The organism is Catonella sp. (genome assembly GCF_052173895.1).
Classification (GTDB): Bacteria; Bacillota; Clostridia; order Lachnospirales; family Lachnospiraceae; genus Catonella.
Window position 1 is genome coordinate 32580 of record NZ_JBQMXS010000012.1, and the last position, 16877, is coordinate 49456.

The window sequence follows — 16877 nt, forward strand, 5'->3', positions numbered from 1 at the left end:
CGGACGGGTGTGTAAAATATAGGGTTGAAGAGGAGAAGGGAATGGAGTTAAAAAATAAAAAAATTTTACTAGGTGTTACAGGCGGTATTGCGGCATATAAAGCTCCTGAAATTTGTAGTTTACTGTGTAAACAGGGGGCAAATGTTAAAGTGATTATGACAGAAACTGCAAAACAATTTGTAAGTAAACTGACTTTTCAGACAATGTCACGTAATTTAGTTTATACAGATATGTTTGAAGAATATCCACAGAATGCTGAAATTAGCCATATAAGTCTGGCAAAATGGGCAGATATTTTTGTGATTGCACCCGCCAGTGCCAATTCGATTGCTAAATTTGCCAATGGAATCAGTGATAATCTCTTGTCTGCCACTTTTTTAGCCGCCCGTTCTCCTGTTATGATAGTACCGGCAATGAATACCTTTATGTTAAATAATCCGGCAACCGAAGCAAATATGAATACATTGAAAGAGAGAGGAATTGCAATTTTAGCAACTCAGTCTGATTTACTTGCTTGTAATGATGTGGGAAACGGCAAGATGTTAGAGCCTACCGAGATTGTAGAGGAAATTGACAACAGGCTTAGAAAAAAGGATTTATTGGGGAAGAATGTATTAGTGACTGCGGGACCAACAATAGAAGCTATTGATCCGGTTCGTTATTTAACTAATTATTCTAGTGGAAAAATGGGGTATGCGTTGGCAGAAGAGGCTGAAAAAAGAGGAGCAAATGTGACCTTAATTTCCGGTCCTACTGCTATTAAGAAACCAAAAGTAAGTAAATTTATTTCGGTGGTATCTTCTCTTGATATGTATCAGGCGGTTTTGGAGAATTTTGTGAATGCTGATATTGTAATAAAGGCGGCAGCACCGGCAGATTATCGCCCCAAAGTTTATCATTCACAAAAAATTAAAAAGGAAATAGGTGGTGAGTTTAAAATTGAATTTGAAAGAAATCCGGATATTTTAAAGTCAGTAGCTGCAAAAAAGAGACATCAGTTTATGGTAGGCTTTGCCGCAGAATCAGAAAATGAATTAGCTAATGCGATGACAAAGCTGACTGCTAAAAATTTGGATATGATTATTGTGAATAATATAAAGGCTGAAAATGCGGGTTTTCAATCAGATACCAATGTAGTGACGATTATTGATAAACATAAAAATATAGAAAATATTGAGGAAATGACAAAAATTGAACTGGCTAAGTTAATTTTGGATAAGATAAAAAAAGCAGTTGCCTTTTAATGTTTTAATTGGCAGCTGCTCTGTTTAATTTGTTTATAAAAGCATTATTTATATTTTTTTCTTAAGGTATTGACGATTGCTGTAACCAGTATGACAGCTATGATTACTTCAGGAATACCGTTGATTATACCGATAGTAAGAATTGTCCGTCCTACTGTTGAAACATCTTTGCCAAGTGCTGATACAAACTGTTCTCCATAAAGAAAATAAATTAAACTTAGTACTAATAAAGTATTAATCAATGTTCCGGCAACAGCAGAAATAACTATGTCAATAGAGGCTTCTTTTAGTTTTTTCAGACTGAAAAACATAGTAAGCAATACTATTGATAAAAGGACTGTATTTATTATGATTGAGGTAGTTTTAGCTTGTTGTATGGCTGAAAAGATACCATAGCCCAAGTACAGAGAAATTCCGACCCAAATGACGGCAATTAAGAGTTTGGTTTGTTTCTTGCTTATTGCTTTAACAAAAGAATAAATATAAGCAGTTCCAAGCCCGATGATAATTCTAGGGAGTACGGAAACCAGTGGATTTAAAAAAGCAAAAGATACTATTGTGGGTTTCATAATTGCATTAAAAAGGCTTGAAAGTCCGAATATCAGTCCGACAAATCCACCTACAACAGGACCACCCATAATTGCCCCGATAATTACGGGAATGTGCATAATAGTAGCAGCGGTAGGGCCTATTGGAATAAAACCCATAGGAGTAAGACCTAAAAAGATGGTAAGTCCGCCTAATACTCCGATTAAAGCAATATTTTTTGTGTTGTTCGAATAAGTGTTGTTCATGATTTTCCTCCGATCCGGTTCTTTTTGATACCAGTCGATTTATAGTTACAATTTGGTCTTGTCCTACTCGTAATGATGCAGGCAGATAGACCGGTAATATTATATATCAAGATATGGATAATGTCTAGTATTATTATATTGCTGCTTTAGTTTAAACATTGAAAAATACTGTTTTTAGTGATAACATGGTACAAGAAGATGTTATTTACTATAAAATTATTTATTAAAGGACATCTGTGGAGATGAAAAGAAACAGGTGTCCTTTAAAAAGATAAAACTGCCATAATGTTTTGTCGGATATATATAATCTGTTAAAGCTATGGCAGTTTTTAAGGTGGATATATATTGTGGCAATACAGGTTTAGGAAGAAATGAAAATTGGTTAACAAAAACAGGAGAAAAATAACTATGGAAAAGCATTTTTTAGATCCTAATACTTTACTTGGTAGGATTGTAACAAGTAAGGAAAAGTATGAGGTGGTGCATCTTTCTTTGAAGGCAGGAAATGAAGTTCCTGAGTATAAAAATGAATCGGAGATTTTAATCTTTGTGATAGAGGGTGAAATTTTGCTTAAGACGGAGGAAGATATTGTTTTAAAAAGTTTTGAACTGGCAGAAGTTCCAAGCAGTGTAGAGCATAAGATGATAGCTGTTAAAGACAGTCAGGTAATGGCTGTTAAGATTAAATAAGATGGCAGAGAAGGCAGAATCATGGAAAATAAATTGATTGAATTATTAAAAAAAGAAATTGCAGATAAAAAGGTGCTTATACTGGGATTTGGCAGAGAAGGAAGACTGAACCTTGAAACGGTGCTTAGAGCCGGTTCGGCTAAGGAAGTTGCTGTCGCTGACAGGAACGAAGTTGATGTACAGGGAATACGCAGTGTTACAGGGGATTCTTATCTTAGCTGCATAGATGAGTTTGATATTGTATTAAAAAGTCCCGGAGTGGTTCTGCCTAAGCCGTTTGATGAATACAAAGCAGTTATAACTTCGCAGACAGAGTATTTTCTTAAGGTGTATGGAAATCAAACTATTGGTATTACGGGTACTAAGGGAAAAAGTACGACTACAACCCTTATTTATCATGAATTAAAAGAAAATGGATTTGATGCCCTCTTACTTGGCAATATTGGGATTCCTGCCTTTGGCCTTATAGATGAGATAAAGGAAGATACTAAGATAGTCTTTGAACTTTCTTGCCATCAGCTTGAATATGGCAAATATTCGCCGTATATTGGAGTGTATCTGAATGTTTTTCCGGAACATCTCGACCACTATGGAAGTTTTGAAAAATACAGGGCTGCTAAGGAAAATATTTATAAGAATCAAAAGAGAGGCAACAGGCTTTACTGTGGAAGTGGAGTTATTCCAAGAGAGGGTGAGACAGCATCTACTGTTACGGTAATCTATGATTTTAATCGTGATGATAAGGCACTTGAAATGGATGAGCACATTACTACTTTTGTAGAAAAAAATTTCATTTCGTACAACAATCATACCCTAGGGATAGATGAAGATAGTATAGCTCTAAAAGGCTTTCATAATTTTTTTGATATAGCAGTGGCATTTGCAGTGTGCAGTGATTTGGGAGTGTCGGAAGAAGGCTTTGTTAAAGCTTTAACAGACTATAAAACTCTGCCACATCGCCTTGAATTTGTAGGAAATATTGACGGAGTTAAGTATTATGATGATTCGATTTCTACAATTCCTGCAACGGCGATAGAGGCTATAAATACTATAAAAGACACTGATACTATAATTATAGGAGGAATGGACAGGGGAATAGACTACGAGCCTTTAATTAAGTATCTTGAAACCTCGTCTGTGCCGAATATTATCCTTATGGAAACAACGGGAGCGAGAATAAGAGAAGAAATAAAGATGGGTTACATGGAACTAAATAATTCTGAAAGACTACATCTTGTTGATAATCTTAGCGAGGCTGTAAAACTTGCTAAGGCTGTTACAGAAAAGGGTAAATCTTGTATAATGAGTCCGGCAGCAGCTAGTTATGGTATTTTCAAAAATTTTGAAGAAAGAGGCGAAGTTTTTAAAAAGCTGGTAAAAGAAAGATGAAAGAAAAGAAGAATCTGACACTTAATTATGTATCAGTACAAATAGGACTTTGGACGATGTATGCCCCTCTTATGGGGTATACATCGGTATTTTTGCTGGCAAAAGGCTTTTCTAATACCGAAGTTGGACTGATTTCGGCAATGGGCTGTATAATTTCTGCAATCTTACAGGCAATAGTATCCGGCTATGCAGATAGGGAAAAGAGCAAATCAGTAAAGAGTATCTTAACTGCTATAGCGTTAGTTCAGCTTGTTTTGGCAGTAATCTTACTTTTATTAAACAATAATTTTGTAATTGTTATCGGTGTTATTTTTGGAGCACTCATAGCCCTGTTGCAACTCATGGTTCCACTTGCCAATTCTCTTGCAATGGAAATGATGAATCAAGGTAAGAAGATTAATTATGGGGCGTCAAGGGGCACTGCATCTTTGTTTTATGCTATTTTCGTAAGTGTTATGGGACTCTTTGCCAAGGGAGATGATTTAAGAGTTGTGCCTTTAGCTACTATACTTTCTGTGTCTATTTTAGTTATTGGCACCCTGCTCTTTCCTTTTAGAAAGGCAGTGAGGATTATGCCTGTAGAAGTTGAGCATAAGGTAGAAAGTAAGGCATTTCTTATTAAATATCCTAAGGTGGCTCTGTTTTTGATTGGAGCAATCTGTGCCTATGTAGGGCATAATCTTATAAACACCTTTTTATATCAGATAGTGGTATTAAAGGGGGGAGGCAGTGTAAATATGGGAGTCTGCCTTTCTTTGGCTGCTATGTTTGAAATACCGGTGATGTTTGGCTTTGCGTACTTGCTTGCAAGGCGTGACAGCAGTGTGTGGGTAAGGGTTGGAAGTGTCGGCATCATGCTTAAGATAATACTCACTCTTATAGCTCCGGATATGATGTCTTTATATGTAGTTCAAGTATGTCAAATGTTTGGATTTGCTGTTTTTGTGGTTGCGACAGTTTATTATGCAAATCAGGCAGTTGAAGAAAGCGACAGGGTTAAGGGACAGGCATATATGACCATGGCAAATACACTGGGTATAGTGTTTGCTTCGATGCTTGGTGGAGTCCTTATAGATAGGTATGGGACCAACGGAATGATGATAGCAGGCTCTGTGATTACGGTTGTAGGCACTGTACTAATCTTTTTATCCACAACGAAAAACAAGGCAGAAGCGGCATAGTTATGAAGCTGCTTATTCATTCGATAGTAATTACAGCTTTGATAAGAGGTGAATGAGCTTGTGGGGGATATTGAAAAACTTTAATTCTTACCCGTCACAGTATGAGTTTCACCTGCCTCCACCTTTTTTTCTACAGATGGAGTAGTAACAGTGAGAGCACTGTCAGTATTATTTGTGACAGTTATAGGCGTTTTATAGTTTAATGTGGTTATCCTGAAGTCTTTAGCTCCACTGTTTACTACAAGAGTAGTCCTTGCATCTGTGTAAAGGTCGATATTTTTATCGGCAGTTATAGTAGTTTCTTCCGCAGTTTCCTTAATTGCTATCACGTCTTTATTTTTATTTTTTCCACTTATTTTGATATCTGACTTTGCAAGTACAAAGATATTACAAAGTGCTTCATTACTGTCAGAGGTAAAATCCAGTGTAGAAGTTTTTTCTAAATGTATAGCATTTATAACGGCATTTTTTCCTGTGGATTTAAGGTTTATTTTTGCCAAAGTTTCCTTTTGCAAGCCCTTTAACCGAGCCTTTGTCTGATACAGAAACGATGTTCTTATTCCCTGTCAACCATTTAAGTGTTAATTTCTTATCAATCCCTCTGATTTTAAGGCTGTATCCCTGCTCTATATGCAGGTTTACAGATGATTTATTGAGCACTGGTGTGGCTGCAAGTGCAGAGATTGTGTACAATGCGGCTGTTATTAAAAGTATGGATAGGGCTAATATAGGTAAACTTCTCTTTTTCATATTGCCTCCTTTAGGAAAGTATAGGGTAATTGTAGCATTAAAATGATGGGACTACAATATCTCCCTAATCTTACTAGCTAAATATAACGGAACATTAATTATCCCACCATCTTTCCTATATCCTCTCTTGGAAAACCTTAAAGCATATTTTGGCTTATTATCTGCAACATATCTTTTAAAAGACGGAGCAGACTTATCTTCGCCTGCCTTTACTTCAATAGGAATAATATCAGTACCATATTGCATCACAAAGTCTATCTCTCCGGCTTTATCTGAAAAATATCTTGGTTCTACATCGAATTGTCCGTGAAGTTGCTGTAATACATAATTTTCAGTTAAAGCTCCCTTGAATTGATAATCTGTTTTTAAAAGAATTGCACTATTATCTATTCCTGCCATTTGTTTTAAAAGTCCGGTATCAAATACAAAAAGCTTAAATTGATTCAACTTGTCAAAGGCAGAAAGAGGATGTTCCATTTTAGAAACATTATTAACTTTATTAAGCATACCGGCAGAAACCAGCCATTCTATAGCCTCTTCAAAATCTCTTGCCCTACCGCTGTCACGAACTGCTCCATACATAAATTTTTCATTAGCCTTTGCAAGCTGTGAGACAATACTGCGGAAAACCATAAGTATACGACCGCTGTTAACCTTGCCGTTATGTTTGGAAAAGTCATGTTCATAAAGCTCGATTAATTCCTGTTGAATACCTGCTATCTTGGCAGGATCTTTATATTTTAACCAAGAAACCGCACATTCGGGCATTCCGCCTATTATAAGATAATTATTGTATATATCTGACAGACTGTTATGAAAAATATCTTCAATATGCTGTCCCTTTTTAACAGTCTTATAATATTCATATAGATTAGGACTGACCGCCTCAAGAAATTCATCAAAGGTAAGTGGATAAATATTGAGAAGATTAACCATTCCCACAGGGTAAGACTTTGGTTTTGCAAGCAGTGTTCCAAGCAGGCTTCCGGCAGCAATTACATGATATTCGTTAGCTTTTTCTTTAAAATATTTAAGTGTATTAAGGGCTTCAGGGCATTCCTGAATTTCATCAAAAATTATTAAAGTGTTTCCGGTTGTTATTTTTGTACCGGAAATCATGGATAATAACTCAATTATTCGGTGTGGATTTTTATTTATTTCAAAAATAGACTTAAGTTCATCATCTTCATCAAAGTTAAAATACACATAACTGTTATAATAAGTTTTGCCAAACTCTTTCATTATCCATGTTTTACCAACCTGTCTTGCACCTTTTAGAACCATGGGTTTTCGTTCTTCGCTATTTTTCCAAGCTATCAACTCTTGTATGGCATTCCGCTTCATATGCAAACCACCGCCTTTTAAAATTAACACATTTTTCTGTGTTTATTATAATAAATTAACACATTTTTCCGTATTTTTCAATAAAAATTAACACATTTTTCTCGATCCCTATACTTCCCTGGAGTAACTCCGACAGCTTTCTTAAATTTCTTTATAAAATAAAAATAGTCATTAAATCCTACAGCTTCACTTATTTCAGCAAGACTCATAGAGTTTGATTTCAGTAAATCCTTTGCTTTCCCAATTCTAAGTTCAGTCAGATATTGAGTATAAGTTAGCCCTGTTTCACTTTTAATAAGTTGGCTTATGTAGTTAGCATTTAAATGAAATTCTTCTGAAATAATTTTAAGAGAAATATCCTCCTGATAATTTTTCTCAATATATTTCAGAATTGATAAAAAGCTGTTGCCGGAACCTTCATTTGCTTTAAGTTCAGGAACAGAACTAAACTGTATGGTTTCAGCAGTTTTAATAAGCATTTCTGAAAATGTCTTAAAGTTTACAAGAAGCTGGGTATAGCCATAAATGATAATTTCGTCAGGACTATAAGGTGCTTGTATATATTTACAGGAAGCAAGTTTATTGTAGAATCTGAAAGCTGACTTCATATCAAAAAGCAGGGAACAGTTTGCGGCTGAAAGTTCTGTAAGAAAGTCTTTTAAGCTATCCGGTGCCTTACCTGATTCCTCTAATTTTCCAAACATTTCTTCGGTGAGCAGTGGGTTAGGTGTGCCGGTACAAAGAGTTGGTGTACCATTTACAAAAAACTGAAAAGCCATAGACATAACTTCATCAAGTATCAGTCTTAAATCTTCTGTTTTCACAGCTTCCCTGTATATTCCTATTCCTCCCATGTCCTTGGTAAATGCTATTATTTTTTCGGCTTCAAGATATGAAAAGGGAGTATTTGAAATGTAGAGATAGTTGTGCTTTCCAAGTTTGTGAGTAAAATCAGCCCCCAATTTGTCACCTATATTATGTACATTCATAGAGGCTGTCAGATAAAGCCTGTCTGTATTTAAGGAAAGTTCTGCAAGTATTGATTTGATTGATTCAACATCGTTTTCTTCAATGGCATCAAGCAGATAATCGCCATTTGACTTATTTGCCTTTAGGATTTTATTGGCAGCCTTTCTTAGAGTATCGGTTAAGTCAGTTACGTCTATGGGCTTTAGAGAATATCCTGATACCTGCAGGTCTATAGCCTGCTTTGCGTAGCTAAAGTCAGAATAGCCTGAGAGAATAATAATCTGTGTTTCAGGTTGTGAGTTTCTTATTTCTTTGGCTAGTGTCAGCCCGTCCATCTCGGGCATGCGAATATCTGTGATAAGTATATCTGCTTTATTATTTTTACAAAATGTTAAGGCATCACTCCCACAGTTTGCTATACATACTACATCCATAGAAAGTTCTTTCCAGGGAATAGCTGCCTGCAAATGGTTCAATACCGAGATTTCATCATCAACTAATACTACTTTTAACATTAATTTCCTCAACTTTCTCGTTTTGTACGGGAATATTTATAACAACCTTAGTTCCATTCTCAGGTTCACTGTTAAGTTCTATATTACAATCATTTCCATAGTATAAAAACAACCGTTTGGCTACATTGTATAGTCCTATATGCCCCTGCCATTCCTCTTCATTAAATGAAAGCGGCGCAGATACAATTTTTTTCAATTTATCAAGGGTTTCAGGCAATATGCCCTTACCATCATCATATATGCTTATGATGAGATAGTTCTTATCAAGCCTTGCCCCGATATAAAGGGTAATAGTTTTTGTTCCCGCTTCTACGCTGTGTTTTAGCACATTTTCTACAAAAGGCTGCAAGATGAATTTCATTATAGGCACAGTGAGAGTATTTTCTCTTATGCTGTAAATTACATTCAGTTTTTCGGGGAATCGTATTTTGCAGATAGTAAGATAAGAGCGTATCATTTCAAGTTCCTTTTCCAAATCAACTATGCTTTCACCCTTTATATTGTACCTGAAAAGCTTGCCGAGAGCAGCTATAGCCTCTGCAATCTCAGGTACTGATTTTTCCAATGAGAGAGCAGCTATTGACTCAAGTGAGTTGTATAGAAAATGAGGGTTTATCTGACTTCTTAGGAAATTTAATTCGGCTTGTTTTTTACCTAGTTTCGATTCATAAAGGCTGACTGTGGCTTCCTGTAGTTCAAGGCTTAGCTCATTTTGTCTTTGCATCATATCATTGAAGGAGTCTGACAGCAGTTTTATTTCTGTGCAACCTTCAAGTTTTACAGGGATTTTCCCGGAAACCGGGCTTATTTCTTTTAAGCTTTCTATATGTGTAGAAAGAGTCTTAAGAGGGCTTAATATATTACGTAAAATACTTCTCATAAGCAGGGTTATTATAGCAAATGAAACAAGAGAAACTGCAATTATTATAAAGGCAGTTTCGCGTACTTCATTGGTAAGTGAATGTTTGCCGAGAGCTGTAATTACAGTAAGTCCCGTACCTGGAATTCGAGACGTGTATATGAGATAATCATTTGTGTTAAACAATTTGAGTTCTGAGTTTGTATCATTTTCTGCAGTCCTAATTTCCCGAAGTATCTTACTGTTAATCTCTGAACTTCCATTGAAAGGAAAACTGTTACCTTTATCATCAAGCAATATAAAATAAGTAAAAACTTTATTGTCTTTAGGCGGTACAAGATTTGATTTATTCAAATCTAATGAGAGAAAGGCAGAACCCAGACGTTTTCCGTAGTTTATGCCGGTCTTCATGCTGTAAATATTATGTCCGAAAAGCAGTTTGCAGGCTCCTTTTTCATGTAAGGTAATACTAAAAATAGAAGAGGGTTTCAGACCAAAGCAGTGAGAGTTGTAAATTCCGTCCATCTCCTTTGAAAACTTTCTGAGTGAGGCTTTATCATAATAATTTGACCATGCAAACTTGTCTGAAACAAGGGCAATATCGGTTATATCCTTGTTCATTACAGAGTAAGAGGAGAATTGAACCTGTAAAGTCCGTATATAATCAGGGGTTTTACCGGAAAATGGCGAAAGCATCAGGCTTTCTATGTTGTTATCAAAAAGCAGTGTGGTGAATATTGTATCAGCTCTTTTTATAAGAAAATTCACTTCGTTTTCAAACTTTTCAGCAGTACTTTTTGCATAAGCCGAAGCATTTGCGGTTATCAGCCTGTCTATTACACTGTAGCTTAGAGCAAAAAGACCTATTCCAAGTGCAATAAAGCAAATAATGACGAAGTGAAACTGCTTTAATACGGATTTTGATTTATGTTGAGGCATGATTTTAATAACCTTTCAAATTATATACTTATAGTATAATGATACAGCATCATTTATATAAAAAATATGTAATATTATTAGTTAAACATAACAATATTACATATTTTAACATTAAAAATGTAAAAAACAATGATTTAGATAAAATTAAACAAAAAATTGATATTAAAATAACATTTTTTTATTTATTAATAGAGTATATACTTAGACTACAAAAAGAAAACAGGAAAAAGTGAGGAAGAGAAATGAAGAAGGGAAGGGTAAAATACAGCAGTTCAGAGATAAAGAAAAAGTTAAGAAATGACTGGCTGCTTTATGCAATGATTATACCGGTATTGGTCTGGTACTTATTGTTTTGCTATCTGCCAATGGGCGGTATTACACTTGCATTCAAGGATTTTAGATTTGATAAGGGTATATGGGGAAGTCCCGTAGTAGGATTTAAGCATTTTAAGGCAATGTTTGCCAACAGAGAATTTGGAGTGGCATTCAAAAATACAATTATTTTCAGTCTTGGTAAACTTTTATTTCATTTTCCGGTACCTATCATAGTAGCGGTTTTATTAAATGAAATTAAGCTTCCGAAGGTAAAAAAGTTATTTCAGACTATATTTACATTCCCGCATTTTATAAGCTGGGTGGTACTTTCAGGTATTCTAATCAATATATTTGCATCAAACGGTATAGTTAACCAGACTCTTGGAGCACTTGGGTGGGGTGAGGTAGCACCTCTGACATCAGTGGCTTATTTCAGACCGTTTATCTGGATATCCAATATCTGGAAGGAATTTGGCTGGGATGCAATTATTTATATGGCTGCACTTACCAGCATAGATCCGCAACTTTATGAGGCGGCAGAAATAGATGGTGCAAACAGATTTGAGAAAATACTCCATATCACATGGCCGGGTATCCGAGGTATAGTAAGTACAATGCTCATCCTTCAGATAGGAGGAATAATGAGTGGTGCTTCTTTTGATCAGGTATTTAACCTTTATTCGGCACCTGTATATCCTGTAGGTGATATTCTTGATACTTATGTATACAGAAAATCCTTTATAACCGGTGCAAACTTTGGATATACTACAGCTGTAGGTCTTCTTAAATCGGTTATAGGAGTGGTACTTCTCCTTACTGCCAATAAGGCGGTTACCAAAATGGGAGAGGAGGGCTTATTCTAATGAAGGAGAGAAAAACAGTTAAGCTTTTCGATATCATACTTTATGTATTGTTTGGAATATTAGCTCTTATAACAATTTATCCGTTTTACAATGTATTCATCGTATCATTTTCAAACACAAAAGCCAGCGTGGAACATTCACCGTATATTTTGCCATATGTGTTCGACTTAGAGGGATATAAGGCAATAATGAATGATATATTTTTCTTCAAATCCCTTTTGGTAACTATCTTTGTTACTGTAGTGGGTGGAACACTTAATATGGTTTTTTCCATTATTGCAGCCTATGTACTTTCAAGAAGAGGACTTATTGGAAGAAAGTTTTTGTTAAGCCTTATTCTTTTTACAATGTTCTTTTCGGGAGGGATGATACCTACCTATCTTGTAATAAGTGATTTTAAGCTGGTAGATAATGTATTCTCAATGATACTGCCGACTATGTTAAATACTTATTATGTAATTATAATGAAGAATTATTTTGCAAGTCTGCCTATAGGGCTTTCGGAGGCGGCAAGTATAGACGGTGCCAATGCACTAACTATACTTCTTAGAATATATTTACCCATATCAAAACCGTTTATGGCAACTTTTGCCCTCTTTTATGCGGTTGAAAGATGGAATGGATGGTGGTCTGCCTTCCTTTATATAAGCAATAAGAATATAAAGCCTTTACAGATTTATTTAAGAGAAGTACTGGTAAATTTCAATACTCAGCTTGCAACGCAGGCACAGTCGATGCTTACACAGGAGAAGATTTTTATACAATCTGTTCAGATGGCGGCTATAGTTGTTACAATGTTACCTATACTTTGCCTGTATCCGTTTTTGCAAAAGTATTTTGTATCCGGTATTATGATTGGCTCAATTAAGGAATAGTACACTGAAAGCAGTGTTTCTATAAAGGGAATTAGTAAAGAAAAGGAGAAGAAAAGAGATGAGAAAACACAAAAGATTGTTGGCAGCTTTCTTAGGAATGACAATGGCAGCATCAATGCTTACCGGTTGCGGTAATGGTGGAAACAATGATAAGCCGGCAGAAAAGTCAGGTAAAGCAGTAGCGAGTACTACAAGTAGCTCAAAGGGCAGTACAGATACTGACAGTGCAAAGCCTGTAGATGTAACGGTGGCTATTTGGGGAGTTGATGATGGACTTTCAGATCCTAATGATCCTATATTAAAGACTCTTGAGGAGAAGACAGGAGTACATCTTGTTCCACAGAACATAACCTGGGATGATGCTGAACAGAAAGTTCAGCTTTGGGCAACCAACGGACAGCTTCCTGATATCTTTGTAGGTGATTTTGTAGGAAAAGCCTTCTTTGGAAACTGGATTGAGCAGGGTACAATCAGAGCCTTGCCTGATGATTTATCAGCTTATCCAAACCTTACAGAGTACCTTAAGATGGAAAGGGCTCAGGCAGCAATGAGAGATGGAAAGTACTATATGATACCAAGAAGTACTTACAAGGATATTTCTTACAGTGTACTTGACAGAAACATAGCTTACAGATGGGATCTTGCAAAGAAGGCAGGAGTTACCAAAGAGCCTGAGACCTATGAAGAGTTTGCTGATATGATTAAAAAGATAATAGCGGCAGATCCTGAGAAAAAGAATATATCGGGTATGACTCAGGTGAATCCAAGTATTTTGGCGGGCTTCATCCTTCCTTACGGCGGTATACTTGAGAAAAAATGGGTAGTAAATAAAGAAGGAAAATTTATGCCAAGTTATTTGGCAGATAAGGAAGGCCTTGTATCAGCCTTAGAGCTTGCAAGAAAGTACTATACAGAAGGAGTTGTAGAAAAGGATATAGCACTTGCTAAGCTTGAGACAAGTAAAGAGAAGTTCTTAAAAGGTGAAAGTGCAGCAGTAGCATTTGCCTGGGCAGGACCTACAGGACTTTACAACAATATGGTAAAAGATTATGAACAACTTTATCCTGATCGCAAGTTCATAGATGATGTTAAGATTGCTAAGCTTTATCCGGGACGTGACGGTAAGAAACATTACTTTGTAGATACAGAAGCTTGGAGTGAGAGTTATTTCTCATCTAAGGTAGATGATGAGAAGATGGCAGCTATATGCAGACTTTATGATTATCTTTACTCAGAAGAAGGCAGGAGACTGATGTTCTGTGGTATAGAAGGTGAGGATTATGATGTAAAAGATGGAAAGGTTGTGGCTAGAGAAGGAGTTAATATTGCAACTAAGTACAAATTTACAAATCCTAATACTACTATAAACAGTCTTGGTATGTGGAGACCATCTTCATGGGATATGAGTTATCCATCAGGTATTCCTATGGAATATAGGCAGCTCAGTGAAGACAGACATATGGATGCTGTAAATAACGGAACACTTCCAAAATATTATGACAACGTACTCTTCTTATCCACACCGCTTAAGAGTGAGTTTGTGCTTAATGTCAATGATGATTTTATGCAGATTATGATGGATACACAGCCTGTTAGTGAAATGGTTGACAAATTGTATGAAAACTATGAGAACAACGGACTTTCAGCTATGATTGAAGAGGTAAATCAGGTGGCTGCAGAGAAGGGAATTACCAAATAAATTTTAGATAATAAATCTATCCTGCCATTTCTATGATGAGATGGTGGGGTATTTTTGCAAGGATTGTGGGAGGTGAAGCCGAAGCAATCCTGTATCATTTAATAACATTAAAAACATCCCGACAGGTTGACAAAACTCCCATCTTATAATACTATATAGATATTGTATACAAGTATACCGACAATGGGAGGTTTTATGAAAAAGATACCATTTGTAAACTTAGACGAAGTGAAAGAGATAGTAAAAACCTATCCTACCCCATTTCATATTTACGATGAAAAAGGCATTCGTGAGAATGCAAGAAATTTAAAAAAGGCATTTTCTTGGAATAAAGGATTTAAAGAATATTTTGCAGTTAAAGCAACACCTAATCCATATATTTTAAATATTCTTAAGGAAGAGGGGTGTGGTACAGACTGTTCATCTCTTACTGAACTTATGCTTTCAGAGGCTTGTGGCATAACAGGCGAGGAAATAATGTTTTCTTCAAATGTTACTCCTGCTGAAGAATATGTAAAAGCAAGAGAACTGGGAGCAATAATTAATCTTGATGATATTACACATATAGATTTTCTTAAGGAATGTGCAGGTATTCCGGAGAAGATAAGCTGTCGTTATAACCCTGGTGGAGTATTTAAGATTAGTAACGACATAATGGATAATCCCGGAGATGCTAAATATGGAATGACTAAGTCGCAGATGTTTGAGGCCTTTACAAGGCTTAAAGAACTTGGAGTAAAAGAATTTGGTATCCATTCATTTTTAGTAAGCAATACTGTGACAAATGATTACTACCCTATGCTTGCTGCAGAGCTTTTTAAGCTTGCAGTGGAGCTTAAGGAAAAATGTGGGGTGCATATCGGCTTTGTGAACCTTTCGGGAGGGATTGGAGTACCTTACAAGCCTTCTGAAGAGCCAAACGATATTTTTGTTATAGGAGAAGGAGTAAAAAAAGCCTTTGATGAAATTCTTGTGCAAAACGGCATGGGAGATGTAGCGATATTTAGTGAACTTGGAAGATTTATGCTTGCTCCTTTTGGACATCTTGTAACCAAGGCCGTACATGAAAAGCATATTTACAAAGAATATATTGGAGTAGATGCCTGTGCTGCCAATCTTATGCGTCCGGCTATGTACGGAGCTTATCACCATATAACAGTACTTGGAAAAGAAGATGAGGCAGAAGAGTTTAAGTATGATGTTACAGGTTCACTTTGTGAAAATAATGACAAATTTGCAGTAGACAGAATGCTCCCACATATTGATAAGGGTGATTATTTGGTAATTCATGATACCGGAGCACATGGTTTTTGTATGGGATATAACTATAACGGACGACTTAGGTCAGCTGAACTTTTAAAAACTGAAGGTGGAGAAATAAAGTGTATAAGAAGGGCAGAAACAATTGAGGATTATTTTGCAACTTTGGATTTTGAGGGACTGAATAAGTAAAAAGTTTTGTTTTTGTGATTTTTGTTTCTTATTACTAAAGTATTTGTAAAGTTTGCCGATAAATAAATCAGAGATACTAATTAAATTGGTAGGAAGATTTGTTCATTGGCAAATATTTTATTTAAACCATAACAGATGGAAGGTGAGAGTATGAGAGTAGATAACTATGGACAGGTTGCAAATGCTTATAAGATGAGCAAGGCGAGAAAGGCTGAGGCTGTATCTAAGATGAATAGAGTTAATGATACTGTTGAAATTTCAAGTACAGCTAAGACATTTCAGACTGCAAGGACAGCTGTAGCCAATATTTCAGATATTCGTGAAGACAAGGTTGCAAAGCTTAAAGCTGCAATTGAAGAAGGTACATATGCCGTATCAGGTAAAGATATAGCTGATAAACTCGTAGAGGGTTATTTTGCAGTATAATCATATGGATTGAGCGGAGGAGATATGGCAAGCTTAATAGAAGAATTAATTAGGGTGCTTAGTGATGAGGAGAAGATATACAGTGAGATTATTCCCATTGCTGAGAAGAAAACCCAAATAATCGTAAATAATGACCTCCAGTCTTTAACTGGCATTACTGAAGAAGAACAAGAGTTAGTAGGCAAAATCAGTAAGCTGGAAAAGAAAAGACAGGAGGTCATTCGTAATATAGGGATAGTAATGAATAAAAAAGAAAGTGAATTAAATTTTATTACTATCATAGATTTACTTAAAGGACAGGAGACAGAGCAGGAAGAGTTGAGAAATCTTCATGATAAGCTTAAGCGTACTATAGAAACTTTAGATTTGGTGAATGAAAGGAATCAGATGCTTATAAAACAGTCGCTGGAGATGATTGATTTTGACATTAATCTGATACAAAGTCTTAGAAGTTCACCGGGATTAGGGCAGTACAATACTGCCTCAGAAGTAGAAGTACAGGGGATGAGCAAGGGTATATTTGATGCTAAGAGTTAAAGTATTTTTATTTAACAGAGTTAGCCCTATATAACT

16 protein-coding genes are annotated in these 16877 nt (G+C 35.9%); 10 read left to right on the forward strand and 6 right to left on the reverse strand.

What is annotated here, in order from left to right; genetic code table 11:
• The first annotated feature begins 41 nt into the window (after positions 1 to 41).
• The gene (gene coaBC, locus ACTTG8_RS04410) at positions 42 to 1244 is read left to right on the forward strand and encodes a bifunctional phosphopantothenoylcysteine decarboxylase/phosphopantothenate--cysteine ligase CoaBC (protein WP_442560912.1); all 1203 of its coding nucleotides are present in this window, start codon (positions 42 to 44) and stop codon (positions 1242 to 1244) included.
• 44 nt (positions 1245 to 1288) lie between these two features.
• Here coaBC and ACTTG8_RS04415 read toward each other — a convergent pair whose 3' ends face one another.
• Positions 1289 to 2038: an ECF transporter S component gene (locus tag ACTTG8_RS04415; protein ID WP_442560913.1), complete on the reverse strand. Its 750-nt coding sequence runs from the start codon at positions 2036 to 2038 to the stop codon at positions 1289 to 1291.
• 408 nt (positions 2039 to 2446) lie between these two features.
• Here ACTTG8_RS04415 and ACTTG8_RS04420 point away from each other — a divergent pair, with 408 nt between their 5' ends.
• Genes ACTTG8_RS04420 through ACTTG8_RS04430 form a run of 3 tightly spaced genes read left to right on the forward strand, consistent with a single transcriptional unit; the run spans position 2447 to position 5298 of the window.
• Complete coding sequence (locus tag ACTTG8_RS04420; protein ID WP_442560914.1) at positions 2447 to 2728, forward strand: cupin domain-containing protein; 282 nt, start codon at positions 2447 to 2449, stop codon at positions 2726 to 2728.
• Positions 2729 to 2749: 21 nt separating this feature from the next.
• Entirely contained in the window at positions 2750 to 4117 is a 1368-nt protein-coding gene (gene murD, locus ACTTG8_RS04425; protein ID WP_442560915.1) for a UDP-N-acetylmuramoyl-L-alanine--D-glutamate ligase, read from the forward strand.
• A complete protein-coding gene (locus ACTTG8_RS04430) occupies positions 4114 to 5298 on the forward strand; it encodes an MFS transporter (RefSeq protein WP_442560916.1) in 1185 nt (394 codons plus the stop codon). The genes murD and ACTTG8_RS04430 overlap by 4 nt, the downstream gene beginning before the upstream one ends.
• Before the next feature lie 80 nt (positions 5299 to 5378).
• Here the strand turns inward: ACTTG8_RS04430 and ACTTG8_RS04435 are convergent, their stop codons facing one another.
• The 5 genes from ACTTG8_RS04435 to ACTTG8_RS04455 are packed head-to-tail and all read right to left on the reverse strand — an operon-like array spanning position 5379 to position 10674.
• The gene (locus ACTTG8_RS04435) at positions 5379 to 5798 is read right to left on the reverse strand and encodes a hypothetical protein (RefSeq protein WP_442560917.1); all 420 of its coding nucleotides are present in this window, start codon (positions 5796 to 5798) and stop codon (positions 5379 to 5381) included.
• The gene (locus tag ACTTG8_RS04440) at positions 5779 to 6048 is read right to left on the reverse strand and encodes a hypothetical protein (RefSeq protein ID WP_442560918.1); all 270 of its coding nucleotides are present in this window, start codon (positions 6046 to 6048) and stop codon (positions 5779 to 5781) included. The genes ACTTG8_RS04435 and ACTTG8_RS04440 overlap by 20 nt, the downstream gene beginning before the upstream one ends.
• 51 nt (positions 6049 to 6099) lie before the next feature.
• Positions 6100 to 7422 carry an ATP-binding protein gene (locus tag ACTTG8_RS04445; RefSeq protein ID WP_442560919.1) on the reverse strand — a complete coding sequence of 441 codons (1323 nt, stop codon included), beginning with the start codon at positions 7420 to 7422 and terminating at the stop codon, positions 6100 to 6102.
• A gap of 47 nt (positions 7423 to 7469) precedes the next feature.
• Positions 7470 to 8876 (reverse strand): response regulator transcription factor, encoded by a 1407-nt coding sequence (locus ACTTG8_RS04450; RefSeq protein ID WP_442560920.1) that lies wholly within the window; start codon positions 8874 to 8876, stop codon positions 7470 to 7472.
• The gene (locus ACTTG8_RS04455; RefSeq protein ID WP_442560921.1) at positions 8854 to 10674 is read right to left on the reverse strand and encodes a histidine kinase; all 1821 of its coding nucleotides are present in this window, start codon (positions 10672 to 10674) and stop codon (positions 8854 to 8856) included. Before ACTTG8_RS04455 ends, ACTTG8_RS04450 begins: the two co-directional genes overlap by 23 nt.
• 242 nt (positions 10675 to 10916) lie before the next feature.
• On the opposite strand from ACTTG8_RS04455, the gene ACTTG8_RS04460 reads away from it, so the two are divergent.
• The 6 genes from ACTTG8_RS04460 (at position 10917) to ACTTG8_RS04485 (ending at position 16841) form a co-directional block, all read left to right on the forward strand.
• On the forward strand, positions 10917 to 11852 hold the full coding sequence (locus ACTTG8_RS04460) for an ABC transporter permease (RefSeq protein WP_442560922.1): 936 nt from the start codon (positions 10917 to 10919) through the stop codon (positions 11850 to 11852).
• Complete coding sequence (locus ACTTG8_RS04465) at positions 11852 to 12727, forward strand: carbohydrate ABC transporter permease (protein WP_442552146.1); 876 nt, start codon at positions 11852 to 11854, stop codon at positions 12725 to 12727. The genes ACTTG8_RS04460 and ACTTG8_RS04465 overlap by 1 nt, the downstream gene beginning before the upstream one ends.
• A gap of 58 nt (positions 12728 to 12785) precedes the next feature.
• A complete protein-coding gene (locus ACTTG8_RS04470; protein ID WP_442560923.1) occupies positions 12786 to 14426 on the forward strand; it encodes an extracellular solute-binding protein in 1641 nt (546 codons plus the stop codon).
• A 195-nt stretch (positions 14427 to 14621) separates the two neighbouring features.
• On the forward strand, positions 14622 to 15878 hold the full coding sequence (locus tag ACTTG8_RS04475) for a diaminopimelate decarboxylase (RefSeq protein ID WP_442560924.1): 1257 nt from the start codon (positions 14622 to 14624) through the stop codon (positions 15876 to 15878).
• Positions 15879 to 16028: 150 nt separating this feature from the next.
• Positions 16029 to 16304, forward strand: coding sequence for a flagellar biosynthesis anti-sigma factor FlgM (gene flgM / locus ACTTG8_RS04480; protein WP_442560925.1), 276 nt, complete (start codon positions 16029 to 16031; stop codon positions 16302 to 16304).
• Positions 16305 to 16328: 24 nt separating this feature from the next.
• Complete coding sequence (locus ACTTG8_RS04485; protein WP_442560926.1) at positions 16329 to 16841, forward strand: flagellar protein FlgN; 513 nt, start codon at positions 16329 to 16331, stop codon at positions 16839 to 16841.
• Positions 16842 to 16877: the final 36 nt, after the last annotated feature.

Bases quoted from the DNA above. Each gene is read 5' to 3' on its own strand.
- coaBC (WP_442560912.1), top strand. From the start codon at position 42: ATGGAGTTAAAAAATAAAAAAATTTTACTAGGTGTTACAGGCGGTATT.
- ACTTG8_RS04415 (WP_442560913.1), bottom strand. From the start codon at position 2,038: ATGAACAACACTTATTCGAACAACACAAAAAATATTGCTTTAATCGGA.
- ACTTG8_RS04420 (WP_442560914.1), top strand. From the start codon at position 2,447: ATGGAAAAGCATTTTTTAGATCCTAATACTTTACTTGGTAGGATTGTA.
- murD (WP_442560915.1), top strand. From the start codon at position 2,750: ATGGAAAATAAATTGATTGAATTATTAAAAAAAGAAATTGCAGATAAA.
- ACTTG8_RS04430 (WP_442560916.1), top strand. From the start codon at position 4,114: ATGAAAGAAAAGAAGAATCTGACACTTAATTATGTATCAGTACAAATA.
- ACTTG8_RS04440 (WP_442560918.1), bottom strand. From the start codon at position 6,048: ATGAAAAAGAGAAGTTTACCTATATTAGCCCTATCCATACTTTTAATA.
- ACTTG8_RS04450 (WP_442560920.1), bottom strand. From the start codon at position 8,876: ATGTTAAAAGTAGTATTAGTTGATGATGAAATCTCGGTATTGAACCAT.
- ACTTG8_RS04455 (WP_442560921.1), bottom strand. From the start codon at position 10,674: ATGCCTCAACATAAATCAAAATCCGTATTAAAGCAGTTTCACTTCGTC.
- ACTTG8_RS04460 (WP_442560922.1), top strand. From the start codon at position 10,917: ATGAAGAAGGGAAGGGTAAAATACAGCAGTTCAGAGATAAAGAAAAAG.
- ACTTG8_RS04465 (WP_442552146.1), top strand. From the start codon at position 11,852: ATGAAGGAGAGAAAAACAGTTAAGCTTTTCGATATCATACTTTATGTA.
- ACTTG8_RS04470 (WP_442560923.1), top strand. From the start codon at position 12,786: ATGAGAAAACACAAAAGATTGTTGGCAGCTTTCTTAGGAATGACAATG.
- ACTTG8_RS04475 (WP_442560924.1), top strand. From the start codon at position 14,622: ATGAAAAAGATACCATTTGTAAACTTAGACGAAGTGAAAGAGATAGTA.
- flgM (WP_442560925.1), top strand. From the start codon at position 16,029: ATGAGAGTAGATAACTATGGACAGGTTGCAAATGCTTATAAGATGAGC.
- ACTTG8_RS04485 (WP_442560926.1), top strand. From the start codon at position 16,329: ATGGCAAGCTTAATAGAAGAATTAATTAGGGTGCTTAGTGATGAGGAG.